This is a genomic window from Phytobacter sp. V69 (assembly GCF_965644215.1).
GTDB lineage: Bacteria > Pseudomonadota > Gammaproteobacteria > Enterobacterales > Enterobacteriaceae > Phytobacter.
Genome location: NZ_CBFFRL010000074.1, coordinates 1 through 23,182 on the forward strand (window position 1 = coordinate 1; position 23,182 = coordinate 23,182).

The 23,182-nt window shown below is 54.1% G+C and carries 28 protein-coding genes; 16 read left to right on the top strand and 12 right to left on the bottom strand.

The window, feature by feature from the left end; all coding sequences use genetic code 11:
- Window positions 1-134: 134 nt before the first annotated feature.
- Window positions 135-410 (bottom strand): DUF1471 family protease activator YjfN, encoded by a 276-nt coding sequence (yjfN, locus tag ACSZPU_RS12480; protein WP_498999112.1) that lies wholly within the window; start codon window positions 408-410, stop codon window positions 135-137.
- A gap of 133 nt (window positions 411-543) precedes the next feature.
- Window positions 544-873 (bottom strand): biofilm peroxide resistance protein BsmA, encoded by a 330-nt coding sequence (bsmA, locus tag ACSZPU_RS12485; protein ID WP_498999115.1) that lies wholly within the window; start codon window positions 871-873, stop codon window positions 544-546.
- A 186-nt stretch (window positions 874-1,059) separates the two neighbouring features.
- On the opposite strand from bsmA, the gene yjfP reads away from it, so the two are divergent.
- Window positions 1,060-1,809 carry an esterase gene (gene yjfP / locus ACSZPU_RS12490; protein ID WP_498999117.1) on the top strand — a complete coding sequence of 250 codons (750 nt, stop codon included), beginning with the start codon at window positions 1,060-1,062 and terminating at the stop codon, window positions 1,807-1,809.
- On the opposite strand, the gene ulaR is transcribed toward yjfP, so the two are convergent.
- Window positions 1,810-2,565 carry an HTH-type transcriptional regulator UlaR gene (gene ulaR, locus ACSZPU_RS12495; RefSeq protein ID WP_498999119.1) on the bottom strand — a complete coding sequence of 252 codons (756 nt, stop codon included), beginning with the start codon at window positions 2,563-2,565 and terminating at the stop codon, window positions 1,810-1,812. It abuts the gene before it with no gap.
- 122 nt (window positions 2,566-2,687) lie between these two features.
- Window positions 2,688-3,752, bottom strand: coding sequence for an L-ascorbate 6-phosphate lactonase (gene ulaG / locus ACSZPU_RS12500; RefSeq protein WP_498999122.1), 1,065 nt, complete (start codon window positions 3,750-3,752; stop codon window positions 2,688-2,690).
- 361 nt (window positions 3,753-4,113) lie between these two features.
- Here ulaG and ACSZPU_RS12505 point away from each other — a divergent pair, with 361 nt between their 5' ends.
- From ACSZPU_RS12505 to ACSZPU_RS12530, 6 genes are read left to right on the top strand one after another with little or no spacing between them, the layout of a single operon-like run.
- Window positions 4,114-5,511, top strand: coding sequence for a PTS ascorbate-specific subunit IIBC (locus ACSZPU_RS12505; protein WP_498999125.1), 1,398 nt, complete (start codon window positions 4,114-4,116; stop codon window positions 5,509-5,511).
- A gap of 14 nt (window positions 5,512-5,525) precedes the next feature.
- Window positions 5,526-5,831, top strand: a complete 306-nt coding sequence (gene ulaB / locus ACSZPU_RS12510) for a PTS ascorbate transporter subunit IIB (protein WP_039077792.1) — start codon at window positions 5,526-5,528, stop codon at window positions 5,829-5,831.
- A gap of 9 nt (window positions 5,832-5,840) precedes the next feature.
- Window positions 5,841-6,308, top strand: a complete 468-nt coding sequence (ulaC, locus tag ACSZPU_RS12515; RefSeq protein WP_498999128.1) for a PTS ascorbate transporter subunit IIA — start codon at window positions 5,841-5,843, stop codon at window positions 6,306-6,308.
- Window positions 6,309-6,321: 13 nt separating this feature from the next.
- A complete protein-coding gene (gene ulaD, locus ACSZPU_RS12520; RefSeq protein ID WP_498999130.1) occupies window positions 6,322-6,975 on the top strand; it encodes a 3-keto-L-gulonate-6-phosphate decarboxylase UlaD in 654 nt (217 codons plus the stop codon).
- A 9-nt stretch (window positions 6,976-6,984) separates the two neighbouring features.
- Complete coding sequence (locus ACSZPU_RS12525; RefSeq protein ID WP_498999133.1) at window positions 6,985-7,839, top strand: L-ribulose-5-phosphate 3-epimerase; 855 nt, start codon at window positions 6,985-6,987, stop codon at window positions 7,837-7,839.
- Window positions 7,839-8,525 (top strand): L-ribulose-5-phosphate 4-epimerase, encoded by a 687-nt coding sequence (locus ACSZPU_RS12530; protein ID WP_498999135.1) that lies wholly within the window; start codon window positions 7,839-7,841, stop codon window positions 8,523-8,525. Before ACSZPU_RS12525 ends, ACSZPU_RS12530 begins: the two co-directional genes overlap by 1 nt.
- An 83-nt stretch (window positions 8,526-8,608) precedes the next feature.
- Here the strand turns inward: ACSZPU_RS12530 and yjfY are convergent, their stop codons facing one another.
- Entirely contained in the window at window positions 8,609-8,881 is a 273-nt protein-coding gene (gene yjfY, locus ACSZPU_RS12535; protein WP_498999137.1) for a DUF1471 family protein YjfY, read from the bottom strand.
- A gap of 342 nt (window positions 8,882-9,223) precedes the next feature.
- Between yjfY and rpsF the strand changes: the two genes are divergently transcribed.
- From rpsF to ACSZPU_RS12560, 5 genes are all read left to right on the top strand, one after another.
- On the top strand, window positions 9,224-9,619 hold the full coding sequence (rpsF, locus tag ACSZPU_RS12540) for a 30S ribosomal protein S6 (RefSeq protein WP_006686337.1): 396 nt from the start codon (window positions 9,224-9,226) through the stop codon (window positions 9,617-9,619).
- A 6-nt stretch (window positions 9,620-9,625) separates the two neighbouring features.
- Window positions 9,626-9,940: a primosomal replication protein N gene (priB, locus tag ACSZPU_RS12545; protein WP_498999140.1), complete on the top strand. Its 315-nt coding sequence runs from the start codon at window positions 9,626-9,628 to the stop codon at window positions 9,938-9,940.
- A 4-nt stretch (window positions 9,941-9,944) separates the two neighbouring features.
- Window positions 9,945-10,172: a 30S ribosomal protein S18 gene (rpsR, locus tag ACSZPU_RS12550; protein WP_000135199.1), complete on the top strand. Its 228-nt coding sequence runs from the start codon at window positions 9,945-9,947 to the stop codon at window positions 10,170-10,172.
- 41 nt (window positions 10,173-10,213) lie between these two features.
- A complete protein-coding gene (rplI, locus tag ACSZPU_RS12555; RefSeq protein ID WP_498999149.1) occupies window positions 10,214-10,663 on the top strand; it encodes a 50S ribosomal protein L9 in 450 nt (149 codons plus the stop codon).
- Between the two features lie 145 nt (window positions 10,664-10,808).
- Window positions 10,809-11,747 (top strand): DMT family transporter, encoded by a 939-nt coding sequence (locus ACSZPU_RS12560; protein ID WP_498999150.1) that lies wholly within the window; start codon window positions 10,809-10,811, stop codon window positions 11,745-11,747.
- A 43-nt stretch (window positions 11,748-11,790) separates the two neighbouring features.
- Here ACSZPU_RS12560 and ACSZPU_RS12565 read toward each other — a convergent pair whose 3' ends face one another.
- On the bottom strand, window positions 11,791-12,450 hold the full coding sequence (locus tag ACSZPU_RS12565; RefSeq protein WP_498999153.1) for a LysM-like peptidoglycan-binding domain-containing protein: 660 nt from the start codon (window positions 12,448-12,450) through the stop codon (window positions 11,791-11,793).
- A 233-nt stretch (window positions 12,451-12,683) separates the two neighbouring features.
- On the opposite strand from ACSZPU_RS12565, the gene bamJ reads away from it, so the two are divergent.
- Window positions 12,684-13,304: a BamJ family beta-barrel-assembly machinery protein gene (gene bamJ / locus ACSZPU_RS12570; protein ID WP_498999155.1), complete on the top strand. Its 621-nt coding sequence runs from the start codon at window positions 12,684-12,686 to the stop codon at window positions 13,302-13,304.
- 297 nt (window positions 13,305-13,601) lie between these two features.
- Window positions 13,602-15,011, top strand: a complete 1,410-nt coding sequence (gene cycA / locus ACSZPU_RS12575) for a D-serine/D-alanine/glycine transporter (protein WP_498999158.1) — start codon at window positions 13,602-13,604, stop codon at window positions 15,009-15,011.
- A 262-nt stretch (window positions 15,012-15,273) separates the two neighbouring features.
- Here cycA and ytfE read toward each other — a convergent pair whose 3' ends face one another.
- The 4 genes from ytfE to ACSZPU_RS12595 all read right to left on the bottom strand — a co-directional run bounded on the left by ytfE (window position 15,274) and on the right by ACSZPU_RS12595 (window position 18,829).
- Window positions 15,274-15,936: an iron-sulfur cluster repair protein YtfE gene (gene ytfE, locus ACSZPU_RS12580; RefSeq protein WP_498999160.1), complete on the bottom strand. Its 663-nt coding sequence runs from the start codon at window positions 15,934-15,936 to the stop codon at window positions 15,274-15,276.
- Between the two features lie 94 nt (window positions 15,937-16,030).
- The gene (locus ACSZPU_RS12585; protein ID WP_498999162.1) at window positions 16,031-16,999 is read right to left on the bottom strand and encodes a DMT family transporter; all 969 of its coding nucleotides are present in this window, start codon (window positions 16,997-16,999) and stop codon (window positions 16,031-16,033) included.
- 75 nt (window positions 17,000-17,074) lie between these two features.
- Complete coding sequence (locus tag ACSZPU_RS12590) at window positions 17,075-17,899, bottom strand: AraC family transcriptional regulator (protein ID WP_498999164.1); 825 nt, start codon at window positions 17,897-17,899, stop codon at window positions 17,075-17,077.
- Between the two features lie 81 nt (window positions 17,900-17,980).
- Window positions 17,981-18,829 (bottom strand): SDR family oxidoreductase, encoded by an 849-nt coding sequence (locus ACSZPU_RS12595; RefSeq protein ID WP_498999166.1) that lies wholly within the window; start codon window positions 18,827-18,829, stop codon window positions 17,981-17,983.
- An 84-nt stretch (window positions 18,830-18,913) separates the two neighbouring features.
- On the opposite strand from ACSZPU_RS12595, the gene ACSZPU_RS12600 reads away from it, so the two are divergent.
- Window positions 18,914-19,300, top strand: coding sequence for a winged helix-turn-helix transcriptional regulator (locus tag ACSZPU_RS12600; protein WP_498999168.1), 387 nt, complete (start codon window positions 18,914-18,916; stop codon window positions 19,298-19,300).
- Window positions 19,301-19,402: 102 nt separating this feature from the next.
- Here the strand turns inward: ACSZPU_RS12600 and ACSZPU_RS12605 are convergent, their stop codons facing one another.
- Window positions 19,403-21,346: a bifunctional 2',3'-cyclic-nucleotide 2'-phosphodiesterase/3'-nucleotidase gene (locus ACSZPU_RS12605; RefSeq protein WP_498999169.1), complete on the bottom strand. Its 1,944-nt coding sequence runs from the start codon at window positions 21,344-21,346 to the stop codon at window positions 19,403-19,405.
- A gap of 316 nt (window positions 21,347-21,662) precedes the next feature.
- Here ACSZPU_RS12605 and cysQ point away from each other — a divergent pair, with 316 nt between their 5' ends.
- Window positions 21,663-22,403 carry a 3'(2'),5'-bisphosphate nucleotidase CysQ gene (gene cysQ, locus ACSZPU_RS12610; protein ID WP_498999173.1) on the top strand — a complete coding sequence of 247 codons (741 nt, stop codon included), beginning with the start codon at window positions 21,663-21,665 and terminating at the stop codon, window positions 22,401-22,403.
- On the opposite strand, the gene ACSZPU_RS12615 is transcribed toward cysQ, so the two are convergent.
- Window positions 22,397-22,957 carry a YtfJ family protein gene (locus ACSZPU_RS12615; RefSeq protein WP_498999171.1) on the bottom strand — a complete coding sequence of 187 codons (561 nt, stop codon included), beginning with the start codon at window positions 22,955-22,957 and terminating at the stop codon, window positions 22,397-22,399. The genes cysQ and ACSZPU_RS12615 overlap by 7 nt on opposite strands.
- Window positions 22,958-23,182 lie beyond the last annotated feature (225 nt).

Below are 23,182 nucleotides of genomic sequence, written 5' to 3' on the forward strand. Positions count from 1 at the left end.
CGGCCTCATTTCTCGCTGCCGTCCAGATCAGATGCATCGCTCTCTGGGCTAAAATCTTGTGACGACACTATCTAGCAAAGGAGTGTAAACAAAAAAACCACTTAAAAAAAGTGGCTTTTGGGGATGTGTGACCGTCAGGCATAAAGTATGGCTTGCACCCGCCAGTTATCGACCCGCTGTTCTTCCTGCATCTGAATAATGCGGTACCAGGATGCACCTTGTTCATCTGCTTTCAACGCGATGACACGTTCCACATCTTGTGGACTTCCGCAAACATTGTTGACAGAAATCAGGCCAATTTCATTCAGCCCTGTAACGCAGTCAGCGCTCGCGAACTCTGCTGGCTGCGCTGTTATGCTGGCTAAGCCTGTAGAAAGCAACAGTGAGTTTAAGGCAAGAGATCGTTTCATATCAGCTCCATGTCACGTTACCCCGATTTTTTCCAGGGCAGTCCGTCGCGCGAAAATTCCATACATTCCATTGTGCACAGGCAAACATAAAAGGACGCAAAGCAGTGTAAATCTTCCTTAAACCTGCTGACGCTTAGTGGCGATAAAGCATGGCCCGGGCGTACCATCGACCTGGAATTACCGTGTCATCCATCATAATGATGACGTAATAATCCGCCTTTTCAGCAGTGGCTCTGGCTTTTATCTCATCTTCCACGTCCATGGGGGAACCCATCACGGATACGCTAAACGCCCCCATTTCCTGCAGGTTTTGCGTCTGATTACGACTTATCTCCTGAGGATGATCGCTGACGGGCGGGGCGGGCTGTGGCTTACCTTCCAGCACGCTACATCCGCTCAAAAACAGCGCCACAACAAGGGGGAGAAACCAGCGCATCATGTTTTCATGTCTCCTGATAGCCATAGTGTAGTTCCATAATAATTACGCAAGAGGGGAATGTTCCCATTTTGCTATTGCCAACATAAGTTTCGAATGAAAATGCGATCGGCGCATCATCTTTATCTCAATGCTAACACTTGATATGCGAACTCCGACTTGCACCTTCGATTGCGGGATGGCATACCAGCACTATAGATCAAGGAGAGGCCAATGATTGAGCTCGAGGTACGGCATTTTGCCGGGATTGAAACATTGCACGCGTTCCCGGCAGGCAAAGGCGCGCAGCCATTACCCTGTATTGTTTTTTACCACGGATTTACCTCCTCCAAACTGGTATACAGCTATTTTGCCGTGGCGCTGGCCCAGGTCGGGTTTCGGGTCGTCATGCCTGATGCGCCGGAGCATGGTGCCCGGTTTGATGGAGATGAAACACGGCGTATGGCGCGTTTCTGGCAAATCTTGCAGGGCAATTTTGCGGAGTTTGCGGCGCTGAAAGAGGCGCTTTATCAGCAGGGATTGGTCGACAATCAGCGGCTCGGCGTGGGGGGGGCATCCATGGGCGGCATGACGGCGCTCGGGATTATGACGCAGTTCCCGGAGCTGAAGAGCGTGGCCTGCCTGATGGGGTCCGGTTATTTCTCGACCCTGGCGAGCAGTCTCTTTCCGCCGCTGGTGGTGACCACGGCGGAACAGCAGGCCACGTTTGATTCGATTGTCGCGCCATTAGCGAAATGGGATGTCTACGGACAATTAGCGCAGCTTGCCAGCCGCCCGCTTTTTCTCTGGCATGGGGATGCCGATGATGTGGTCCCTGCCGCCGAAACACTACGTCTGCAGCAGGCACTGGTGAAAAACCATCTGGATGGGAAGCTGACCTGCCTGTGGGAAGCGGGCGTAAAACACCGTATTACTCCCACCGCGTTGACGGCCACCGTCAGCTTCTTCACCAAACATCTGTAACTAGACGCGCATCACTTTAACCCCCTGATCCTCAAGTTTTTTGAGGATTTCGGGGTTGGCCTGTTTCCCGGTGATTACTAAATCAATTTGCTCTGCGCTGCTGAACAGCATCCCTGCGCGTTCGCCGACTTTGCTGCTATCGACCAGCACGACCAGTTTCCCGACCATGTTTAGCATCTTTTGCTCGGCCATTGCGGTCAGCATGTCGGTTTTATAAAGACCTTCTGCCGTCAGCCCTTTGCCGCTGGTAAACATCCAGTGCCCCGCATAAAGGCTGTTTTCACTGCTTTGTGGGCTCAGCGTGATGGACTGCGTTTTGTTGTACTGCCCACCCATGATCAGCACGCTGTCGTGTTCCTGATCGATAAGGTAGTTGGCGAGCGGCAAATAGTTGGTGATGATTTGCACCGGTTTACCGCAGATTTCACGCCCCAACAGGAAGGCGGTAGAGCCACAGTTGATCACCACGCTTTCACCGGCGCTGACGAGCTGCGATGCGGCTCTGGCTATACGCACTTTTTCATCGTGATGGAGCGCTTCATGAATGTTCATCGGCGACCAGCGCGGACGCTGCTGGCTAATGGCTTCGGCACCGTTACGCACTTTTTTGAGTTTGCCGCTTTCATCAAGCTTGTTGATATCGCGGCGTGCGGTTGCAGGAGAAACACCCAGGCTGGCGATCACTTCCTCAACCGTTATAAAGCCCGTCTGCGCCAGTTGATCCAGCAGTATTTGATGTCGTTGCGCTTCCGTCATGAGCTATTCCGATGATTAATGATGTGAAAAGATGATATTTGAAATAGCCTGAAATTACTAAAGATAAGTGCACAATCCTGATGAGAAAAAGGGCGGGTACGCGCCGGCGCCCGCCCCGGTTTTTAGAGGAAAGACTTAAACGGTAAGTCGGGTTCGATCGTGAAGCAATCATCGAAACCACGTGGGTAGTGATACTCGAAATTGTCTTTATCCAGCGGCCAGGTAAATTTGCCGCCTACCTGCCAGATATAAGGCTTAAAGCCATACTGCAGGCGATCTTTTTTCATATCCCACAGAACGCGAATCTCTTGCGGGTCGGCCTGGAAATTCGACCAGATATCGTGGTGGAACGGGATCACGACTTTTGTATTCAGCGCTTCTGCCATACGCAGCATATCGGCGCTGGTCATCTTGTCGGTAATACCGCGCGGGTTCTCACCGTAGGAACCCAGCGCCACATCGATGTGGTATTCATTACCATGCTTCGCATAGTAGTTGGAATAGTGCGAGTCACCGCTGTGATACAGCGTGCCGCCGGGGGTTTTGAAGAGGTAGTTCACCGCCCGCTGATCCATGCCGTCAGGCAGTACGCCCGCTGCTTTTTGCTCTACCGGCAGGGTAATTAATGCGGTGCGATCGAATGCATCAAGCGCATGAATTTCAATATCTTTCACCCGAACCACATCGCCCGGTTTGACCACGATACAGCGCGATTTCGGCACCCCCCAGCCAATCCACAAATCGACGCAGGTTTGCGGGCCGATGAAGGGAACATCGTCGGCACAGTTTTTCATGACGGCGGCCGCGACGTTGACATCAATATGATCGTTATGATCGTGGGTAGCGAGAATGGCGTCGACCTGGCGGATGGCAAACGGATCCAGCACAAACGGCGTGGTGCGCAGGTTCGGCTGCAGCTTCTCGACTCCTGCCATGCGCTGCATCTGATGGCCTTTTTTCATCAACGGATTACCGTGGCTTTGCTTGCCTGTCCCGCACCAGAAATCGACGCAAACGTTAGTGCCCCCCTCTGATTTCAGCCAGATACCCGTACAGCCCAGCCACCACATGGCAAAGGTGCCTGGGGCGACACGTTCTTGCTCAATTTCCTCATTAAGCCAGCTTCCCCATTCGGGGAAGGTGCTCAGAATCCATGATTCCCGGGTAATGGTTTCAATCTTACTCATCGTGTCGCTCCTTACCTGTTTAATCAAAATAAATCATTTTGTGATAACTTGTGATTTATGTTTTCACAGTTTTATCATGATCGCAACAGGGTTAAGCGCGATAAATCACATCGGGATCGTGCTCTGATATCAGGTTTTGCATACTGATTTTTCTGTAATTATTTATAAATATATGAATTTAAAGTGTTGTTTGGTGGGTTGCTGTAATGGGGATGCACACTCAATGAGAACAGGCAAATAAATTGCGTGATGCATCACAATTAATCAAAAACAATCTTTTTGTGATTATTTATGATTGATAGAGTGTTTCCACCTTGTGCTGCGTTGCACAGATGCAGCAACTTTCTTACTGGAGCGAGTTATGGAGATTCTCTACAACGTCTTCACCGTCTTTTTTAACCAGGTTATGACCAATGCCCCGTTGCTGCTGGGGATCGTGACCTGTATCGGCTACATCCTGTTGAGAAAAAGTGTCAGCGTCATCGTGAAAGGCACGATCAAAACGATCATCGGCTTTATGTTGCTGCAGGCGGGGTCGGGGATTCTGACCAGTACGTTTAAACCGGTGGTCGCCAAAATGTCGGAAGTGTATGGCATCAACGGCGCGATTTCTGACACCTACGCGTCAATGATGGCGACCATCGAACGCATGGGAGACGCCTACAGTTGGGTGGGTTACGCCGTGCTGTTGGCGCTGGCACTCAACATTATTTACGTCCTGCTACGGCGTATTACCGGCATTCGCACCATCATGCTGACCGGGCACATCATGTTCCAGCAGGCCGGCCTGATTGCGGTGTTCTTCTTTATTCTCGGCTACTCCATGTGGACCACCATTATCTGCGCTGCCGTGCTGGTTTCGCTCTATTGGGGAATCACCTCCAATATGATGTACACACCCACGCAGGAAGTGACGGATAACTGCGGCTTTTCTATCGGTCACCAGCAACAGTTCGCCTCCTGGATTGCCTACAAAATCGCCCCATATCTGGGGAAAAAAGAGGAGAGCGTTGAAGACCTGAAACTGCCGGGCTGGCTGAATATTTTCCACGACAATATCGTCTCCACCGCCATTGTCATGACGGTTTTCTTCGGCGCGATTCTGCTCTCCTTTGGCCTTGATACCGTCCAGGTGATGGCCGGTAAAACCCACTGGACGGTGTACATCCTGCAAACCGGTTTCCAGTTTGCGGTGGCCATTTTCATTATCGTGCAGGGGGTTCGTATGTTTGTCGCCGAACTCTCCGAAGCATTCAACGGTATCTCGCAGCGCCTGATTCCGGGTGCTGTGCTGGCGATTGACTGTGCGGCGATTTACAGCTTCGCGCCGAACGCGGTGGTCTGGGGCTTTATGTGGGGAACTATCGGCCAGCTGATTGCGGTCGGCGTTCTGATTGCCTGCGGCTCCTCCATTCTCATCATTCCTGGTTTTATCCCGATGTTCTTCTCCAACGCCACCATCGGCGTCTTTGCGAACCACTTCGGTGGCTGGCGCGCCGCCATCAAGATTTGCCTGGTGATGGGCATGATCGAAATATTTGGCTGCGTGTGGGCGGTCAAACTGACGGGGATGAGTGCATGGATGGGGATGGCAGACTGGTCCATCCTGGCACCGCCGATGATGCAAGGTTTTGCTTCCGTGGGGATCGCGTTTATGGCCGTGATGATTCTGATTTCACTGGCTTACATGTTCTTCGCCGGGCGCGCGCTGCGTGCTGAGGAAGACGCGGAAAAACAACTGACAGAACACTCTGTTTAAGAAGGAGTTTGATTATGACCGTACGTATTCTGGCTGTGTGTGGTTGTGGGCAAGGCAGTTCCATGATCATGAAAATGAAAGTCGATCAGTTCCTGACTCAACAAAAGGTCGACCATACGGTGAACAGTTGCGCGGTGGGGGAATACAAAAGCGAGTTGAGCGGGGCGGACATCATCATTGCCTCTACCCATGTCGCCAGTGAAATCGAAGTCTCCGGCAATAAGTATGTGGTGGGGGTACGCAATATGCTCTCCGCCGCTGATTTTGGTCCGAAGCTGATGGAAGTGATCAACGCCCATTTTGCGCAGGATGTGAAATAAGGACTCACCATGAAATTACGTGACTCGCTGGCACAGAACAATGCGATTCGCCTGCAGGCAGAGGCCAGTACGTGGCAGGAAGCGGTGAAGCTTGGCGTGGATCTGCTGGTAGAGGCTGAAGTCGTAGAACCGCGTTACTACCAGGCCATTCTGGATGGTGTGGAACGGTTCGGACCGTACTTCGTGATAGCACCGGGGCTTGCGATGCCCCATGGCCGCCCGGAAGAAGGAGTGAGGAAAAATGGCTTCGCGCTGGTGACCCTCAAAACACCGCTGGCTTTTGATCACGAAGACAACGACCCGGTCGACATTCTCATCACGCTGGCGGCCGTGGATGCGCGAACGCATCAGGAAGACGGCATCATGCAAATCGTCAATTTGTTTGAAGATGAAGAAAATTTTGATCGTTTACGCGCCTGTCGCACGGCGCAGCAGGTACTGGATTTAATTGATAGCGCCACGGCGGCGTCTGTATAAGGAACAAAAAACCATGTCTGATTTACCGATGTTGCAGGTAGCCCTGGATAACCAGACGCTGTCCCACGCTTACGAAACCACCCGCTTAATTGCCGAAGAGGTGGACATTATCGAAGTGGGTACCATTTTATGTGTTGGCGAGGGCGTACGGGCCGTTCGCGATCTTAAGGCGCTGTATCCCCATAAAATTGTGCTGGCCGACGCCAAAATTGCCGATGCCGGGAAAATCCTTTCAAGAATGTGCTTTGAAGCCAACGCGGACTGGGTGACGGTGATCTGCTGTGCCGATATCAACACCGCGAAAGGTGCGCTGGATGTGGCGAAAGAGTTTAACGGTGACGTGCAGATTGAACTGACCGGCTACTGGACCTGGCAACAGGCGCAGCAGTGGCGTGACGCAGGAATTCAGCAGGTAGTTTATCACCGCAGTCGCGATGCGCAGGCGGCTGGCGTGGCCTGGGGTGAAGCGGATATCAGCGCGGTGACGAAACTGGCCGAAATGGGCTTTAAGGTGACGGTAACCGGTGGGCTGGCGCTGGAAGATTTGCCGCTGTTCAAGGGCATCCCCATTCATGTCTTTATTGCCGGACGCAGCATTCGCGATGCCGCTGACCCGGTGGAGGCGGCTCGCCAGTTCAAGCGCTCGATTGCCCAGTTGTGGGGCTAAGGAGCGGATATGTTGTCAAAACAGATCCCGCTGGGGATCTACGAAAAAGCACTCCCTGCCGGGGAGTGCTGGCTGGAAAGGCTACGGCTGGCAAAAACGCTGGGCTTCGATTTTGTCGAAATGTCCGTTGATGAAACCGATGCGCGTCTGGCACGTCTCGACTGGAACACTGAGCAACGCCTTGCGCTGGTGGCTGCGGTGGCGGAAACGGGTGTTCGCGTTCCCTCCATGTGCCTGAGTGCGCACCGGCGCTTTCCTCTGGGCAGCGAAGATGATGCGGTGCGTAGCCAGGGGCTGGCGATCATGCGCAAGGCTATTCAGTTTGCGCAGGACACGGGGATCCGCGTGATTCAACTCGCCGGTTATGACGTTTACTACCAGCAGGCGAATGATGAGACGCGCCGCCGCTTTCGTGACGGCCTTAAAGAGAGCGTTGAAATGGCCAGCCGCGCGCAGGTGACGCTGGCGATGGAAATCATGGACTACCCGCTGATGAACTCGATCAGCAAAGCGTTGGGCTACGCGCACTACCTTAATAATCCGTGGTTTCAGCTCTACCCGGATATCGGCAACCTTTCTGCCTGGGATAACGACGTGCAGATGGAGCTGCTGGCGGGCGTCGGCCATATCGTGGCGGTTCATGTTAAAGACACACGCCCCGGCGTCTTTAAAAACGTTCCTTTTGGTGAGGGCGTTGTCGACTTCGAGCGCTGCTTTGAAACGCTGCGTGAGAGCGGCTACTGTGGACCCTATCTGATTGAGATGTGGAGCGAAACGGCAGACGACCCGGCGAGTGAAGTGGCAAAAGCGCGCGACTGGGTGAAGGCGCGCATGGCAAAAGCAGGTTTAGTGGAGGCGGCATAATGCAAAAGCTTAAACAGCAGGTGTTTGAGGCCAATATGGATTTGCCGCGCTACGGGCTAGTGACCTTTACCTGGGGTAATGTCAGTGCTATCGACCGTGAACGCGGGCTGGTGGTGATTAAGCCCAGCGGTGTGGCCTACGAAACCATGAAACCAGACGACATGGTAGTGGTGGATTTACAAGGTAACAGGGTGGAAGGGCAGTGGCGTCCGTCTTCTGATACCGCAACGCACCTGGAGTTGTACCGACGTTATCCTGCCCTTGGCGGCGTTGTGCATACCCATTCCACGCATGCCACGGCCTGGGCGCAGGCGGGGCTGGCCATTCCGGCGCTTGGCACCACGCATGCGGATTACTTCTTTGGCGATATTCCCTGTACCCGGGCTCTTTCTAAAGAAGAGGTGCAGGCAGAGTATGAGCTCAACACCGGTAAGGTAATTGTCGAGACGCTGGGTGACGTTAACCCGCTGCATACGCCGGGCATCGTGGTCTATCAACACGGTCCGTTTGCATGGGGGAAAGATGCGCACGACGCCGTACATAACGCGGTGGTCATGGAGGAGGTGGCCCGAATGGCCTGGATTGCTCGGGGCATCAACCCGGCGTTAAAACTCATTGATGGCTATTTGATGGATAAACACTTTATGCGTAAGCACGGGCCGAATGCGTACTACGGGCAGAAATAAAAGCCGCGTCCGTTAATGAGCAAAAAAAGCCCTCGTGGAAGAGGGCAACAAAATAATGGCAAGGGTAATTTGGGCTGCGTGTACTAGCGGTAAATGTCAGCACTGGCATGAAGAAGGCCATTGTTGCCCGGTTCCCGAAGTAAGACCGGGTGATAATATTTCGCACCCTTCGCGTCGGTTTCGACTTTGAGTGCTTGATCCGCTTCGCTTTCAGTGGCGATGTTATGATTAATGTAAATAACGCCTAAGCTCTGCACATCATCCATGTTTTTGGCCTGCCGCCCGTCGATTTTGATGGCTGCCGCCGCATTGGCGCTAAGGATTAGCGCTGTGATTAAAATTGCGATGTTTTTCATGATATTGCGCTCCATTACAGCTTGCGTTGTGACCGTCAGAACATTTTCCCTCCCGTGTAATTGGGGTATGCTTAAAGTCTACGCTTTCCCGCCAAAACGTATCGCGACCATTTCTGATGCTGTCGTTCAAAAAATTGCCGTATCCGTTTTGTCTAATTTTAATCCCACTCTGTGAAGCGGCTTTGCGCTTAGTGCGAATTATTTGTGCAATTAGCTTGAGTTTGGCAGGGGAGGTAAGTATTATGGCGCGTCATTTTTCAGCCGACCTTTAACACGTTCCTTGCCTCCATGGGCTTCGGCTGACCCAGACAGGAGGCTGAATAATCCGTAAGGAGCAATTCGATGCGTCATTACGAAATCGTTTTTATGGTCCATCCTGACCAGAGCGAACAGGTTCCGGGTATGATCGAACGTTACACTGGTGCAATCACTGCAGCAGAAGGTACGATCCACCGTCTGGAAGACTGGGGCCGCCGTCAGCTGGCTTACCCGATCAACAAACTGCACAAAGCTCACTACGTTCTGCTGAACGTTGAAGCGCCGCAGGAAGTGATCGATGAGCTGGAAACAAACTTCCGCTTCAACGATGCCGTTATCCGTAGCATGGTAATGCGTACTAAGCACGCTGTTACCGAAGCATCTCCGATGGTTAAAGCGAAAGACGAGCGCCGTGAGCGTCGCGATGATTTCGCAAACGAAACCGCAGATGATGCAGATGCTGGGGATTCTGAAGAGTAATTTCTGATGACCAACCGTCTGGTGTTGTCCGGCACCGTGTGCAGGCCCCCCCTTCGAAAGGTCAGCCCATCAGGAATTCCTCATTGCCAGTTCGTGCTTGAGCATCGTTCTGTGCAGGAGGAAGCCGGGTTTCACCGGCAGGCGTGGTGCCAAATGCCCGTTATTATTAGCGGACACGAAAACCAGGCCATTACTCACAGTATAACGGTCGGTAGCGCAGTAATCGTTCAGGGGTTCATCTCTTGCCACAAGGCAAAGAACGGCCTGACTAAAATGGTTCTGCATGCCGAGCAGATTGAATTGATAGATTCTGGAGACTAGCCATATGGCACGTTATTTCCGTCGTCGCAAGTTCTGCCGTTTCACCGCGGAAGGCGTTCAAGAGATCGACTATAAAGATATCGCTACGCTGAAAAACTACATCACCGAAAGCGGTAAGATTGTCCCAAGCCGTATCACCGGTACTCGTGCAAAATACCAGCGCCAGCTGGCTCGCGCTATCAAACGCGCTCGCTACCTGTCCCTGCTGCCGTACACTGATCGTCATCAGTAATCGGGCACGGTCCATTAATACGACTTTAAGAGGATAAGGTAATGCAAGTTATTCTGCTTGATAAAGTAGCAAACCTGGGCAGCCTGGGTGATCAGGTAAACGTTAAAGCGGGCTACGCTCGTAACTTCCTGGTTCCACAGGGTAAAGCTGTTCCTGCTACTAAGAAAAACGTTGAGTTTTTCGAAGCTCGTCGCGCTGAACTGGAAGCCAAACTGGCTGACGTTCTGGCGGCTGCTAACGCTCGCGCTGAAGCAATCAACGCACTGGGCACTGTAACCATCGCTTCCAAATCTGGCGACGAAGGTAAACTGTTCGGTTCCATCGGTACTCGCGATATCGCTGACGCTGTAACTGCAGCTGGCGTTAACGTGGCTAAGAGCGAAGTTCGTCTGCCGAACGGCGTTCTGCGTACCACCGGTGAGCACGAAGTGGACTTCCAGGTTCACAGCGAAGTCTTCGCTAAACTGGTTGTTAACGTTGTTGCTGAGTAATTGATTACTCTGTAATAACGACGAAGCGCCGGCCTTGTGCCGGCGTTTTGCTTTTCTGCACTCGACTTTTTATCTTGTATGGTAGCTATTACCCAACTGTTTCTGGATAATAAATCAAAACACGATTTTACTCCTGGTGCAGCCAATGGAAATGGTTACTCCCGTCCCACTTTTCACCCGTAAGAATGTCGTCTATGCCGGGGCAACGCTTTGTTGTCTGCTATGGGGAAGTTCCTACCCTGCCATCAAAAACGGCTATGAAATCTTCCAGATAGCCACCGATGATATCCCTTCGAAAATCATCTTCGCAGGCTATCGTTTCCTGTTCGCCGGGTTGCTGCTGTTGTTGTTTGTCCTGGCACAACGTAAGCCAATTGCCCAGCTTAGCGGCCGCCAGTTTGGTCAACTGACCTTGCTCGGTCTGACGCAAACCTCCATTCAGTACGCTATTTTCTATATCGGTCTGGCGTTTACGACGGGTGTTAAGGGTTCAATCATGAACGCCACTGGCACCTTCTTTAGCGTGCTGCTGGCGCACTTCATTTATCAGAACGATAAGCTCAGCTACAACAAGACGATCGGTTGTATTCTCGGGTTTGCCGGGGTGATGCTGGTGAACTTCAGCCATTCATTGATGGATTTCACTTTTGTCTGGCAGGGCGATGGTTTAGTGGTGCTGGCGGCGTTTATCCTCTCGGCGGCCACGCTTTACGGCAAGCGTATTTCTCAGATGGTCGATCCTACCGTGATGACCGGCTGGCAGTTGGGTATTGGTGGCACGGCACTGGTCGCGGGCGGTTACCTTTGCGGCGGAACGCTGACCTTTCATGGCCTTGAATCGGTGGCGGTGCTCGGCTATCTGACGCTGCTCTCCTCGGTGGCGTTCGCGTTATGGAGCACACTGCTTAAATACAACCGTGTCAGCATGATCGCGCCGTTTAACTTTGTGATCCCGGTTGCGGGAACGGTACTGTCCGGGATTTTCCTCGGAGAGACTATCCTCGAGTGGAAATACGCGCTTGCGCTGGTGCTGGTGTGCTCAGGGATCTGGTGGGTGAATAAGGTCGCGATAAAAGCCGATTAACTTCTGGGCCGGATGGCGTTATCGCTCACCCGGCCTGCTTCACTTACCGCGCACGAATAAAGCTGCCGTCCTGTTGGCGAGTGAACAGGACAGACTGACCGTCACCGTTTTCAATCGTCAGCCCGGTCACCACCCCGTTCGCGTTCTGGCGAATTTTCACCATCTGGCCGCTTTGCAACGTGCTGAGCGGCTTACCGTCACCTTCCACTTTTGCCATGGCATACACATCGGTTGGCGGCAGATTGTGGTCACGGAAAACCTGAGCCAGTGTTTTACCCTGCTCGACACGATAGGAACGCCACTGCTGCTCAATACCGCTTGCAGAAGGGGCGGCTGGCGCGGTCTGTGCGACAGTCGGACGCTCCTGCTGGATTGGTTCCTGCACGGCCTGCGGCGGCTCGTTGAGGACGGGGGCGGGTTGGTGGTTTTGCACCGGCGACGACGTCACCAGCGGTTGAGAAGCTTGCGGTTGTGTCTGTGGCTGAGATTGCGACTGAATATTCAGCTGCGCTTCTCGTCCGACGGGGGCAGATGGCGTCACTGTCTCGTTTGATGTGGGCAGCAGGAAGCCAATAATCACCAACAAAAACGCGAGGATCAGCCCACGTCGATGCATCGACGGGAGCGGGTCCAGAATGCGAAAATGATCCGGGGCGTGCCAGATTTTCGCCAGGGTAGGTTTCAGTTCAAATCGCCCGGGCATGGCTTTCCTCCTGCTCCGCGTCATCATTTATCCTGTCTCATTGAGTATAGATTGCTAACTACCTGATTGGCTGTGTAATGCATTGTTTCGTGACATCATAATGAGAATTATCTTACCGGGAGTATTGTTTCTGTTTCTCTGCGATATGTCATCTTTACTACGACAAAGTTTTACCCGCCGCGGCGTGACTGTTATGCTGCGCGCTACCTTAAAAAATGATGAAAGGAAAACCCATGACAACCCCAACGTTTGACACGATCGAAGCGCAGGCCAGCTATGGCATTGGTTTGCAGGTAGGACAGCAGCTTAGCGACTCCGGCTTACAGGGGCTGTTGCCGGAAGCGCTGGTCGCAGGTATTGCTGACGCGCTGGCAGGTACACAACCTGCTGTGCCGGTGGATGTTGTTCATCGTGCGCTGCGTGAAATCCACGAACGTGCGGACGCAGTGCGTCGTGCGCGCTTCGAAGAGATGGCGGCAGAAGGCGTCAAATATCTGGATGAAAACCGCGAGAAAGAAGGTGTAAACAGCACTGAATCCGGTCTGCAGTTCCGCGTGATCGAGCAGGGCGAAGGCGCTATCCCGGCACGTACTGACCGTGTCCGCGTTCACTACACCGGCAAACTGATCGACGGTACCGTATTTGACAGCTCCGTTGCCCGTGGCGAACCGGCTGAATTCCCAGTGAACGGCGTGATCGGCGGCTGGATTGAGGCACTGACCCTGATGCCTGTTGGTTCCAAATGGGAACTGACCATTCCACACGACCTGGCCTACGGCGAACGCGGCGCTGGCGCGTCCATCCCGCCATTCAGCACCCTGGTATTTGAAGTGGAATTACTGGAAATCCTGTAATCTTCACGACGCTTTCCTCTCCCCGGCCGGGGAGAGGGAGTCAAAGCTGCGCTAATCATTCGTTAAATGAATTACTTTCGATACTTTATCTTGCCAGTCGCGAAATACGGTGTATTTTTGTGAACTCCATCGTCTTATTCGAGTGATATGCTGCTCACTTTAAACAAATATTTAACATCATCCAGAATTCAGAGTATTCATCCCGCCAATTCTTACCTAATATCGTTGCGTCCGCGAAAGGGCGAATTACGCAATTAAAGGCCAGAAGAGCCTCAACAACACAGACAGGATATAAACATGGTAGATCAGGTAAAAGTTGCTGCCGACGAAGAGGCATCGACTGAACAATCGCTACGGCGAAATCTTACAAACCGGCATATTCAGCTTATTGCTATTGGTGGCGCTATCGGTACCGGGCTGTTTATGGGCTCCGGGAAAACCATCAGCCTCGCAGGTCCGTCGATCATTTTTGTCTATATGATCATCGGGTTCATGCTGTTCTTCGTCATGCGTGCAATGGGTGAATTGCTGCTGTCGAACCTCGAATACAAATCTTTTAGCGACTTCGCCGCCGACCTTCTCGGGCCGTGGGCGGGGTATTTTACCGGCTGGACATACTGGTTCTGCTGGGTGGTGACCGGGATGGCGGACGTGGTGGCGATCACCGCCTACGCGCAGTTCTGGTTCCCTGGATTATCTGACTGGGTGGTGGCGCTGACCATTGTCCTGGTGCTGCTGAGCCTGAACCTTGCCACCGTGAAAATGTTCGGTGAGATGGAGTTCTGGTTTGCGATGATCAAAATCGTCGCCATTGTGGCGCTGATTGCCGTTGGCCTGGTGATGGTGTTAACCCACTTTAAATCACCGACCGGCGTAGAAGCCTCCATTGCGCATCTGTGGAATGACGGCGGCTGGTTCCCGAAAGGCATCAGCGGCTTCTTTGCCGGTTTCCAGATTGCGGTCTTCGCTTTTGTGGGGATTGAGCTGGTCGGTACGACAGCTGCGGAAACCAAGGACCCGGAAAAATCGCTGCCGCGCGCCATCAACTCCATTCCAGTCCGCATCATCATGTTCTATGTGTTTGCGCTGATTGTGATCATGTCCGTTACCCCATGGAGCTCCGTGGTGCCGGATAAGAGCCCGTTTGTTGAACTGTTTGTGCTGGTGGGCCTGCCTGCCGCCGCGAGCATTATCAACTTTGTGGTGCTGACGTCTGCGGCGTCTTCCGCCAACAGCGGCGTGTTCTCGACTAGCCGTATGCTGTTCGGTCTGGCGCAGGACGGCGTGGCGCCGAAAGCATTCGGTAAGCTGTCTAAACGCGCGGTACCGGCGAAAGGGCTGACCTTCTCCTGTATCTGCCTGCTGGGCGGCGTGGTGATGCTGTACGTGAACCCAAGCGCGATTGCGGCGTTCACGATGATCACCACCGTGTCGGCGATTCTGTTTATGTTTGTCTGGACGATTATCCTCTGCTCGTACCTCGTCTACCGCAAACAGCGTCCACATCTGCACGAAGCGTCCATCTATAAAATGCCGCTGGGTAAACTGATGTGCTGGGTGTGCATGGCCTTCTTCGTCTTTGTTATTGCTCTGCTGACGTTGGAGCAGGACACCCGTGAAGCGCTGATCATCACGCCGTTATGGTTTGTGGTATTGGGTGCAGGATGGCTGATTGTGGGTAAAAAACGTCTGGCAGGTACGCGTTAAGCATTCGCAGCCTTTGCGTCCCCGGTGGCGCTGACGCTTACCGGGGCTACATGTTTGTGCGACCCGGGTTTGTAGCCCGGATAAGGAGCAAGCCCCCGGTGGCGCTGACGCTTACCGGGGTTACATGTTTGTGCGGCCCGGGTTTGTAGCCCGGATAAGGCGTAAGCCGCATCCGGGAAATGCGAATCGCAGGTATAAAAAAGAGCCGCGCTGGCGGCTCTAAAGACTTCCATGAATCAGGCGCTCTCAGGGGCGCCTTTGTTTATTCTCCGGCGAGGGCACGCGGGAACAGAACGTTGTTTTCCAGACTGATGTGCTCCATCAGGTCGTCGATCAGCTCGTTGATACCGTTATACATTGCTTTCCAGGTGGTGCAGGCTTCCGGCGGTGGCGTCACGCCGTTGGTGATGTGCTTGATCACTTCCAGCAACTCGCCCGCATCATCATGCTCGCTTTCCATCACGCCGATTGGCCCCATCGCCTGGCTGCCCATGCCCTCTTTAATCATCGGGAACAGAATGCGCTCTTCTTTCATCATGTGGCTGGAGAGCTCATCGTGCAGCATGGTCAGGTATTTGGTTAACCCTTTTGGCACGTTCGGTTTATCGGCATGTACACGCTCCACTTTGGTCGCCTGCCGGATAAGCTCCGGCAACTGTTCGCGGTGGCGGTCGTGGTAACGCACGATAATGTGATCGATGATTTCGCTAAGCGCAGTGACGCGCCAGTCTTTCTCGATGGGCTGCTCTGCCAGTTTTGCCAGCTCGGCTTCAATGATGCCAACATCCAGCTCTTTGCGGGACGCGGCGCGATCCAGCGTCTGCTTACCGCCGCAGCAGTAGTCCATGTCGTATTTACGAAACAGCGCTGACGCACGTGGAATGGATAGCGCCAGTTCACCCAGGGGTTGGTCACGGAAGGCCATATCATTTACCTCATCAGAAATTATAAGATGTATTTTAAATGCATTTTTATGCCGATGATATACCCCTTTCGGGGCAAGGTAAATATGAGCACGGTTAACCGTGCTCTGAAATCGACTGCACCAGCGGCTTTTCTGGCTTCGCACGCACGGCCATGACCACGCCACAAACCAGCAGAGCGATACCGCAGAGGGTGAGCCACGGCGGCATTTGCTGGCGCAGCATAAAGGTATAAAGCAGGCCCGCCAGGGTTTCAAAGACGATCAGCGGCCCAACAATCACCGTTGGCAAACGCTGGCTGGCGACGTTCCAGCACAGGGCACCCACCCAGGAGCAGAGCACGGCAATGGCGAACATCAAACCGATAAACACGCCAGGGTGCGGACCAAAAGGCTGGGCGAATTCCGGCTGCTGAACGTTCAGCCACAGGCAGGCGGCCGCGTAGCCCAGAAGAGAAACCGGGAGCGTCACCAGCGCCTGAGCGGTGGCCCACATCATCGGGTTCTTGTCCGGGTTTTCCCGCAGCCAGCGGGCATTGCGCAGGGCATACCAGGCCCAGCAACCCACAGATACCACCGCCAGCGCCACGCCAGAACCGTAGCGCCACCACGTGAAATCAGGCAGCCCATCCTGTAACTCCGCGATATTGACGCAGATCAGCCCCGCCGCGATGCAGAGCAGCGCCGGGGCGAGGCTGGCCCAGGAACGTTTGCCGTCGCGCTGGCTATAGAGCAGATTCGCGCAGACCGGGATAACCACCGGTAAGGTGCCGATGATCATCGTTGAAACGGGTGCCCCGGTGCGCTGAATGGCGCTGGCAAGGCAGACGTAATAGATCAGATTGCCCATCATGGTAAGCGCCAGCGCGGTGATCCAGTCGCTGCGCGTTAACTGCCGTAAACGCTGGCGGCCCAGCCATGCCAGCGGCAGAGCAATCAGCCCTAGCGCCAGATAACGCCCGGTTGACTGCAACGCTGCCGGATAATCCGGCACAAGCAATGGCCCAACAAAAATGAGTCCCCACAACATGCCTGCGAGAAGGGCATACAACACACCACTAAACATACTTCCACCTGACGTTACTGTTTGCCGTCACAGTGTAGGAAGAGAGGACCACGGAATATTGTATCAGATTGCGCATTAGCGCCGGACGACCTGTTTTTGGTAGCGCACAGGGGTAATGCCGTAGCGATGGGTAAACGCGCGGGTGAGGTGCGACTGATCGGTAAGCCCGGTCGCAGCGGCTACTTCGGCGGCAGGCATTCCCCGGGTCAGGAAATCTTTCGCCCGCCACAGGCGGATCGCCATCAGCATTTGATGGGGCGTCACGTAAAAATGGGCTTTGAACTGGCGCTGGAAATGGTACGGACTTAACGACACCACCTGCGCCAGTTCGTCCAGCGTCAGAGGATGCATAAAATTGTCGTGCAGATAGTCGCGAACCCGCTCAAAACGATGAGCACCTTCCTGGAGAACCGGCGAGTGGCGCGCAAGCGGCGTAAAGGTGTCGATCAGATCGAGCAGCATCCCCTTTTGCGCCAGCGGATCGTCCGTGTGCCACAGGCCGTGAATCAGGCGGCAGATCTGTACCGTGCGCAGGGAGTCCTGGCGGGTGACATCGCTAAACCACCAGTGGCGGATACCGGTGACCTCTTCCAGCAACGCCGGGTCGAGGTAAATCATGCGATAGCGCCAGCCGTCGGCGGTTTCAGCCTCGCCGGTATGCAGTTCGTCGGGGTTCATGGTGACAACGGAATTGGCCGGGGCGACATACTGGGTGCCGCGATAGCGAAAGCGTTCTGCGCCGGCTTCGATAGCGCCTATGCCGAAGGCTTCGTGGGTGTGGGGCTCGAAGGCATAACGCGAGATGTGCGCATGGTAAAGCTCCACCCCCGGCAATTGTGCCAGGTGGCGAAAACGCGCGCTGTCTCTCTCGTCAAAGAACTGCTCCGGTACGCCTTCCACTTTCAGTCTCCGCTCAGGTCATCCTCACATTATTAAGGATGACCCGGCGGCATGCTACAAAAATTAACCAGCCTGTAACAGTTACAGAATGCCTTTGACGCTGTCTGCAAGCGGGGTGGTCGGGCGACCAATTAGTTTGCTCAGGGTATGGCTGTCATCGAACAGACCGCCTTTCGAGGCGCCGATATCCGAGTCCGCCAGCAGGTTAGCGAACACCTCTGGCAGGCCAACACCTTTCAGCGCGGCGGCAAAATCGGCTTCGCTCAGGTTCTGATACACAACCGGTTTGCCGCTTTGCTTGCTGAGCTCTGCCGCCAGTTCGCTGAGGGTCCAGGCGCTGTCACCCGCCAGCTCGTAGACTTTCCCTGCATGACCATCGGTGCTGATAACACGTGCGGCAGCTGCAGCGTAATCCGCACGGGTTGCCGAGGCGATTTTGCCTTCACCCGCCGCGCCGATGAACACGCCGTGAGTCAGGGCCGCAGGAGCGCTGGCCAGGTAGTTTTCGCTGTACCAGCCGTTACGCAGCAGGGCGTAAGGGATGCCGGAATCGGCCAGCATTTTTTCGGTTTCAACGTGCTCAACGTGCAGACCCAGCGGCGATTTATCCGCATGCAGCAGGCTGGTGTAGGCGATAAATTTCACGCCCGCCGCTTTGGCTGCATTGATCACATTGCGATGCTGAACGGCACGCTGGCCCACTTCGCTGGAGGAGACCAGCAGCAGTTTGTCTACGCCTGCCAGTGCGGCAGTCAGCGCCGCCTGGTCGCCGTAGTCGGCCTGGCGAACAACCACGCCTTGCTGGGCAAGCGCGTCGGCTTTCGCCGGGTTACGTACGATAGCGACAATGTCGCTGGCTTTGATGGTTTTCAGTAACGCTTCAACAGCCAGTGCGCCCAGTTGGCCCGTAGCGCCGGTAATTGCGATCATGGTGATTCTCCTTCGTGATTGTCTTGTGTTGTGGCACACTAGCACCATAGCTAACTTTTAGTAAGTACGTACAAAAAGGTAAGTATGAAAAGCACGAACCCGACCCTGAGCGAACAAATGCGTGATGGCAATCTCTTTGCCGAGGACTGTCCGTCGCGTGAGGTGCTTAAACACGTGACCAGTCGCTGGGGCGTGCTGATTCTGGTGGCCCTGCGCCACGGCACGCATCGCTTTAGTGATTTGCGCCGCAAGATGGGCGGCGTCAGTGAAAAGATGTTGGCGCAGTCGCTGCAGGCGCTGGAAATGGATGGCTTTATCAACCGGATTTCGTATCCGGTGGTGCCGCCACATGTAGAGTATAGCCTGACGCCGCTGGGCGAGCAGGTGAGTGAAAAGGTGGCGGATCTGGCGGACTGGATCGAGCTGAATTTGCCGCAGGTGCTGGCGACGCGAGACGACCGCGCCGCCTGAGTAAACCCGGATGGCGGCGTGAACGCCTTATCCGGGCTACGTTTTTGATCCCCTCGCCCCTTTGGGGAGAGGGCCAGGGTGAGGGGCTGTTCGGCCAGCCGCTTACTTACTCAAATCCACCTGATACAACGCAAAGACAATCTCGTCAGTGCCAACCTTCTTCATCGGATACTGCGCTTTCTCTTTGATAAACGCCGCCGCTTTCTCAGAAGGGGAGGTTTCGAAACGGATATCCAGCGCGGTGGTGCTGTGAATCGGCGCAAGACGCCAGTTGTTATCTGCCGCCGGGTGGATTTCTCCGGCTTTTGCCGACTCATCGGTTATCCATTTCGCCAGTACCGCGCGGTTTTCATCCGGCGAGGCAAAGGCGATGTGGCTGTCACCGGTTCCCGTAAACTTGCCGCCCCAGGCGCGGTAGTTATTGGTTGCCACCAGGAACACCTGGTTTGGATCGATCGGTTTACCGTTGAAGGTGAGATCCTTAATGCGCTCTGACTGCGGGTTGATGCTCTGGCATTCGCTGTCATAGCGGGCGGGCTGCGTCACATCAATCTGGTATTTCACCCCATCAATCACATCGAAATTATAGGTACGGAAGGTCTCCCAGTTGATTAACGCCTGAGGCTTCGTACTGTTGATATCGATCTGATTAAACTGCCCGGCGGAGCACTCCAGCCACTCTTTCACCTCTTTGCCCGTCGCTTTCACTACCACCAGCGTGTTCGGGTAGAGATATAGATCGGCGGCGTTACGGAAGGTGAGCTGCCCTTTTTCCACTTCGACGAAGCTGGCAGGGTCATTTTTACGCCCACCGGCTTTGAACGGGGCTGCGGCAGACAGTACCGGCAGGTTCGCCAGATCCGGATCGCCCTGAATAAAGTGTTTTACGTAAGCAGTCTGGGCGTTGTTGACCACCTGGACCGTTGGGTCATCCTGCACCAGCGACAGGAAGCTATACATGTTGTCTGCGGATTTGCCGATAGGCTTGCCGACAAACTGACGGGTGGCATCGTGGTCGTGTTTGAGGATTGCCACCAGTTTGCTGTCTTCCGCTGCCAGTGATTTTTTGGCGGCGGCATCATAAATCGGGCGCGCTTCGGCTTTTGACGAGGTGACCTGCCACTTCCCGCTGTCATTATTCAGCACCAGATCCACCACGCCCAGATGGTCTCCCCACATACCCGGCATCACGGATGGAACGCCATTCAGCGTGCCTTTGGCGATATCCGCCCCTTTAATGGCGGCGAAATCTTTCGACGGGAAGACCGCATGGGCGTGACCAAACAGAATGGTGTCCACACCGGGGACTTCGCTTAGGTAGTAAACGGAGTTTTCCGCCATCGCCTGATAAGGCTCAGAGGAGAGGCCGGAGTGAGCGACCAGCACCACCAGGTCGGCCCCTTTTTCACGCATCTCCGGGACATATTTCTTCGCCGTCTCGGTGATGTCGTCGACCATCACTTTGCCGCTCAGGTTGGCTTTATCCCACACCATGATTTGCGGCGGCACAAAGCCGATATAGCCTATTTTCACCGTCTGCGTTTTGCCGTCGGTATCGGTGACGGTGGTCTCTTTGATGATGTACGGGGTAAACAGCGGCTTTTTGGTTTTAACATCGATAATGTTGGCATTGACGTAGGGGAATTTGGCCCCTTCCAGCGCCCGATGCAGGTAATCGAGGCCATAGTTGAACTCGTGGTTACCGAGGTTGCCAACGGCGTAGTCCAGTGTATTCAGTGCCTTATAGACGGGGTGAATATCCCCCTTTTTCAGCCCCTTAGCTGCCATGTAATCGCCCAGCGGGCTGCCCTGAATTAAGTCGCCGTTATCCACCAGCACGCTATTTTTGACTTCATTCCTGGCGGCATTGATCAGGCTGGCAGTGCGCACCAGTCCGAATTTTTCTGTTGCAGAATCTTTATAGTAATCAAAGTCCATCATGTTGCTATGCAAATCAGTGGTTTCCATAATCCGGAGATCCACCGTTGCTGCCTGCACGCTGGCGGCTATCAACGTGGCAAGAAGCGTTGCGCTAAACTTAATCATCAGAAGTGTCCTTTTTAGATCTGATCCACAAAAGAAACTGATATGTACATTTTGTTGCTTACAGAATTGTGAATTCTGCCATGAAATTCGCCACATAAATGAAACAACTATCACACCTGGCGGATTCACACATAATGCGATATAAGTAAAACAATGAGTTATACCCGTCATACTTCATGTTGCATGGGCGTTGGCTGCGTTCACTCACCCGAATCACTTACTGGTGTAAGCTCATCGGGATTCACTCACTTGCCTCCTTCCTGCAACGTGAATTATTTAGGGTAAAAACCCCACTGCCATATATAAGAGGTGGATGATGTTAGAAGCCATTTGTCAGCTCGCGCGCGAAGCGGGCGATGCCATTATGCAGGTCTACGACGGCCATAAGCCGATGGATGTGACCAGCAAATCAGACGACTCCCCGGTGACGGCAGCCGATATCGCCGCACACGCGGTGATTGCCGGCGGGCTACAGGCGCTGACCCCGGATATCCCGGTGCTGTCGGAAGAAGATCCGCCTTCCTGGAGCGTTCGCCAGCACTGGCAGCGCTACTGGCTGGTTGACCCGCTTGACGGCACCAAAGAGTTCATCAAGCGCAATGGTGAGTTCACCGTGAATATCGCCCTGATTGAAAAGGGGAAACCGGTGCTGGGCGTTGTTTATGCGCCGGTGCTGAAAGTGATGTATTGCGCGGCGGAAGGCAAAGCGTGGAAAGAGGAAAACGGCACGAGTGCGCAGATTAAAGTCCGCGACGCGCGCCCACCGCTGGTGGTAGTGAGCCGCTCCCACGCGGATGATGAACTGAAAGAGTATCTGACCCAGTTGGGTGAGCATCAGACAACGGCTATCGGCTCATCGCTGAAATTCTGCCTGGTCGCCGAAGGGCACGCCCAGCTGTATCCGCGTTTTGGGCCAACCAGCGTCTGGGATACGGCGGCGGGCCATGCGGTGGCCGTTGCCGCCGGGGCGCACGTTCACGACTGGCAGGGGAAAACCCTGGACTACACGCCGCGTGAGTCTTTCCTTAACCCCGGCTTTCGGGTGTCGATTTACTGATTGTCGAGTAACTTGTGCAGCAGGGCGATAACCTGCTGCACTTCCGCCTGCGTCAGCCCGCCGTCTTTGGCATATTGCACCCGCCCGTCTTTATCCAGCACCACGATAGCTGAACTGCCTTCATCCAGTTGCCAGGCTTTACGCGCTACGCCATCGCTGTCGACAATAAACTGCGACCAGGGAAAGAGTTTTTTGTTGCTCTCGATGCTGCTACGCACAAACATCGCCGAGCCGGGAATGGCATCATCCGTGTTGATGATGGTGGTGGTCTGGTAGCGATCGTGTGGGAAATTTGCGGCTTTGATCGCTTCAATCAGTCCGGCATTTTTCTCTTTGGCAGAGGTCCGACCGGCAATATGTTGCACCACTCGCACTTTGCCAGGAAGCTGCGCGCTGTTCCAGTTTTTGTAGCTAAACTTATCGTTATCGAGAATTAACTCTCCTCTGTCGGCGATGCCCACGGGCGGCACTCGCTGGCTGGTCTCAAAATTGTGAGCTTGCGCCAGGAGCGGCAGTAACAGGCAGGCAACTGCCAGGATGTTGCGTAAGGTCATGGTGTTTCCTTTTATTGTTTGCAGGTGATCCGACCACTTAACTGAACCTTTTAATCATAAATGCGATCAATGCGCTTTTCCCGCAAGCCGGATGCCAGTTTGCGGGCGAACGCACATATCTGCCAAAAAACGACGGCTTATACTGCCTTCCCTAGATAGTGTCGTCACGAGGATAAAAATCATTGATAATAGGGCCTTCTAATCAGAAGGCCCTATTATCATGAC

What these genes read in the sequence shown, in the direction of transcription:
- yjfN (WP_498999112.1), bottom strand. Translation starts at nt 410, where the DNA reads ATGAAACGATCTCTTGCCTTAAACTCACTGTTGCTTTCTACAGGCTTA.
- bsmA (WP_498999115.1), bottom strand. Translation starts at nt 873, where the DNA reads ATGGCTATCAGGAGACATGAAAACATGATGCGCTGGTTTCTCCCCCTT.
- yjfP (WP_498999117.1), top strand. Translation starts at nt 1,060, where the DNA reads ATGATTGAGCTCGAGGTACGGCATTTTGCCGGGATTGAAACATTGCAC.
- ulaR (WP_498999119.1), bottom strand. Translation starts at nt 2,565, where the DNA reads ATGACGGAAGCGCAACGACATCAAATACTGCTGGATCAACTGGCGCAG.
- ulaG (WP_498999122.1), bottom strand. Translation starts at nt 3,752, where the DNA reads ATGAGTAAGATTGAAACCATTACCCGGGAATCATGGATTCTGAGCACC.
- ACSZPU_RS12505 (WP_498999125.1), top strand. Translation starts at nt 4,114, where the DNA reads ATGGAGATTCTCTACAACGTCTTCACCGTCTTTTTTAACCAGGTTATG.
- ulaB (WP_039077792.1), top strand. Translation starts at nt 5,526, where the DNA reads ATGACCGTACGTATTCTGGCTGTGTGTGGTTGTGGGCAAGGCAGTTCC.
- ulaC (WP_498999128.1), top strand. Translation starts at nt 5,841, where the DNA reads ATGAAATTACGTGACTCGCTGGCACAGAACAATGCGATTCGCCTGCAG.
- ulaD (WP_498999130.1), top strand. Translation starts at nt 6,322, where the DNA reads ATGTCTGATTTACCGATGTTGCAGGTAGCCCTGGATAACCAGACGCTG.
- ACSZPU_RS12525 (WP_498999133.1), top strand. Translation starts at nt 6,985, where the DNA reads ATGTTGTCAAAACAGATCCCGCTGGGGATCTACGAAAAAGCACTCCCT.
- ACSZPU_RS12530 (WP_498999135.1), top strand. Translation starts at nt 7,839, where the DNA reads ATGCAAAAGCTTAAACAGCAGGTGTTTGAGGCCAATATGGATTTGCCG.
- yjfY (WP_498999137.1), bottom strand. Translation starts at nt 8,881, where the DNA reads ATGAAAAACATCGCAATTTTAATCACAGCGCTAATCCTTAGCGCCAAT.
- rpsF (WP_006686337.1), top strand. Translation starts at nt 9,224, where the DNA reads ATGCGTCATTACGAAATCGTTTTTATGGTCCATCCTGACCAGAGCGAA.
- priB (WP_498999140.1), top strand. Translation starts at nt 9,626, where the DNA reads ATGACCAACCGTCTGGTGTTGTCCGGCACCGTGTGCAGGCCCCCCCTT.
- rpsR (WP_000135199.1), top strand. Translation starts at nt 9,945, where the DNA reads ATGGCACGTTATTTCCGTCGTCGCAAGTTCTGCCGTTTCACCGCGGAA.
- rplI (WP_498999149.1), top strand. Translation starts at nt 10,214, where the DNA reads ATGCAAGTTATTCTGCTTGATAAAGTAGCAAACCTGGGCAGCCTGGGT.
- ACSZPU_RS12560 (WP_498999150.1), top strand. Translation starts at nt 10,809, where the DNA reads ATGGAAATGGTTACTCCCGTCCCACTTTTCACCCGTAAGAATGTCGTC.
- ACSZPU_RS12565 (WP_498999153.1), bottom strand. Translation starts at nt 12,450, where the DNA reads ATGCCCGGGCGATTTGAACTGAAACCTACCCTGGCGAAAATCTGGCAC.
- bamJ (WP_498999155.1), top strand. Translation starts at nt 12,684, where the DNA reads ATGACAACCCCAACGTTTGACACGATCGAAGCGCAGGCCAGCTATGGC.
- cycA (WP_498999158.1), top strand. Translation starts at nt 13,602, where the DNA reads ATGGTAGATCAGGTAAAAGTTGCTGCCGACGAAGAGGCATCGACTGAA.
- ytfE (WP_498999160.1), bottom strand. Translation starts at nt 15,936, where the DNA reads ATGGCCTTCCGTGACCAACCCCTGGGTGAACTGGCGCTATCCATTCCA.
- ACSZPU_RS12585 (WP_498999162.1), bottom strand. Translation starts at nt 16,999, where the DNA reads ATGTTTAGTGGTGTGTTGTATGCCCTTCTCGCAGGCATGTTGTGGGGA.
- ACSZPU_RS12595 (WP_498999166.1), bottom strand. Translation starts at nt 18,829, where the DNA reads ATGATCGCAATTACCGGCGCTACGGGCCAACTGGGCGCACTGGCTGTT.
- ACSZPU_RS12600 (WP_498999168.1), top strand. Translation starts at nt 18,914, where the DNA reads ATGAAAAGCACGAACCCGACCCTGAGCGAACAAATGCGTGATGGCAAT.
- ACSZPU_RS12605 (WP_498999169.1), bottom strand. Translation starts at nt 21,346, where the DNA reads ATGATTAAGTTTAGCGCAACGCTTCTTGCCACGTTGATAGCCGCCAGC.
- cysQ (WP_498999173.1), top strand. Translation starts at nt 21,663, where the DNA reads ATGTTAGAAGCCATTTGTCAGCTCGCGCGCGAAGCGGGCGATGCCATT.
- ACSZPU_RS12615 (WP_498999171.1), bottom strand. Translation starts at nt 22,957, where the DNA reads ATGACCTTACGCAACATCCTGGCAGTTGCCTGCCTGTTACTGCCGCTC.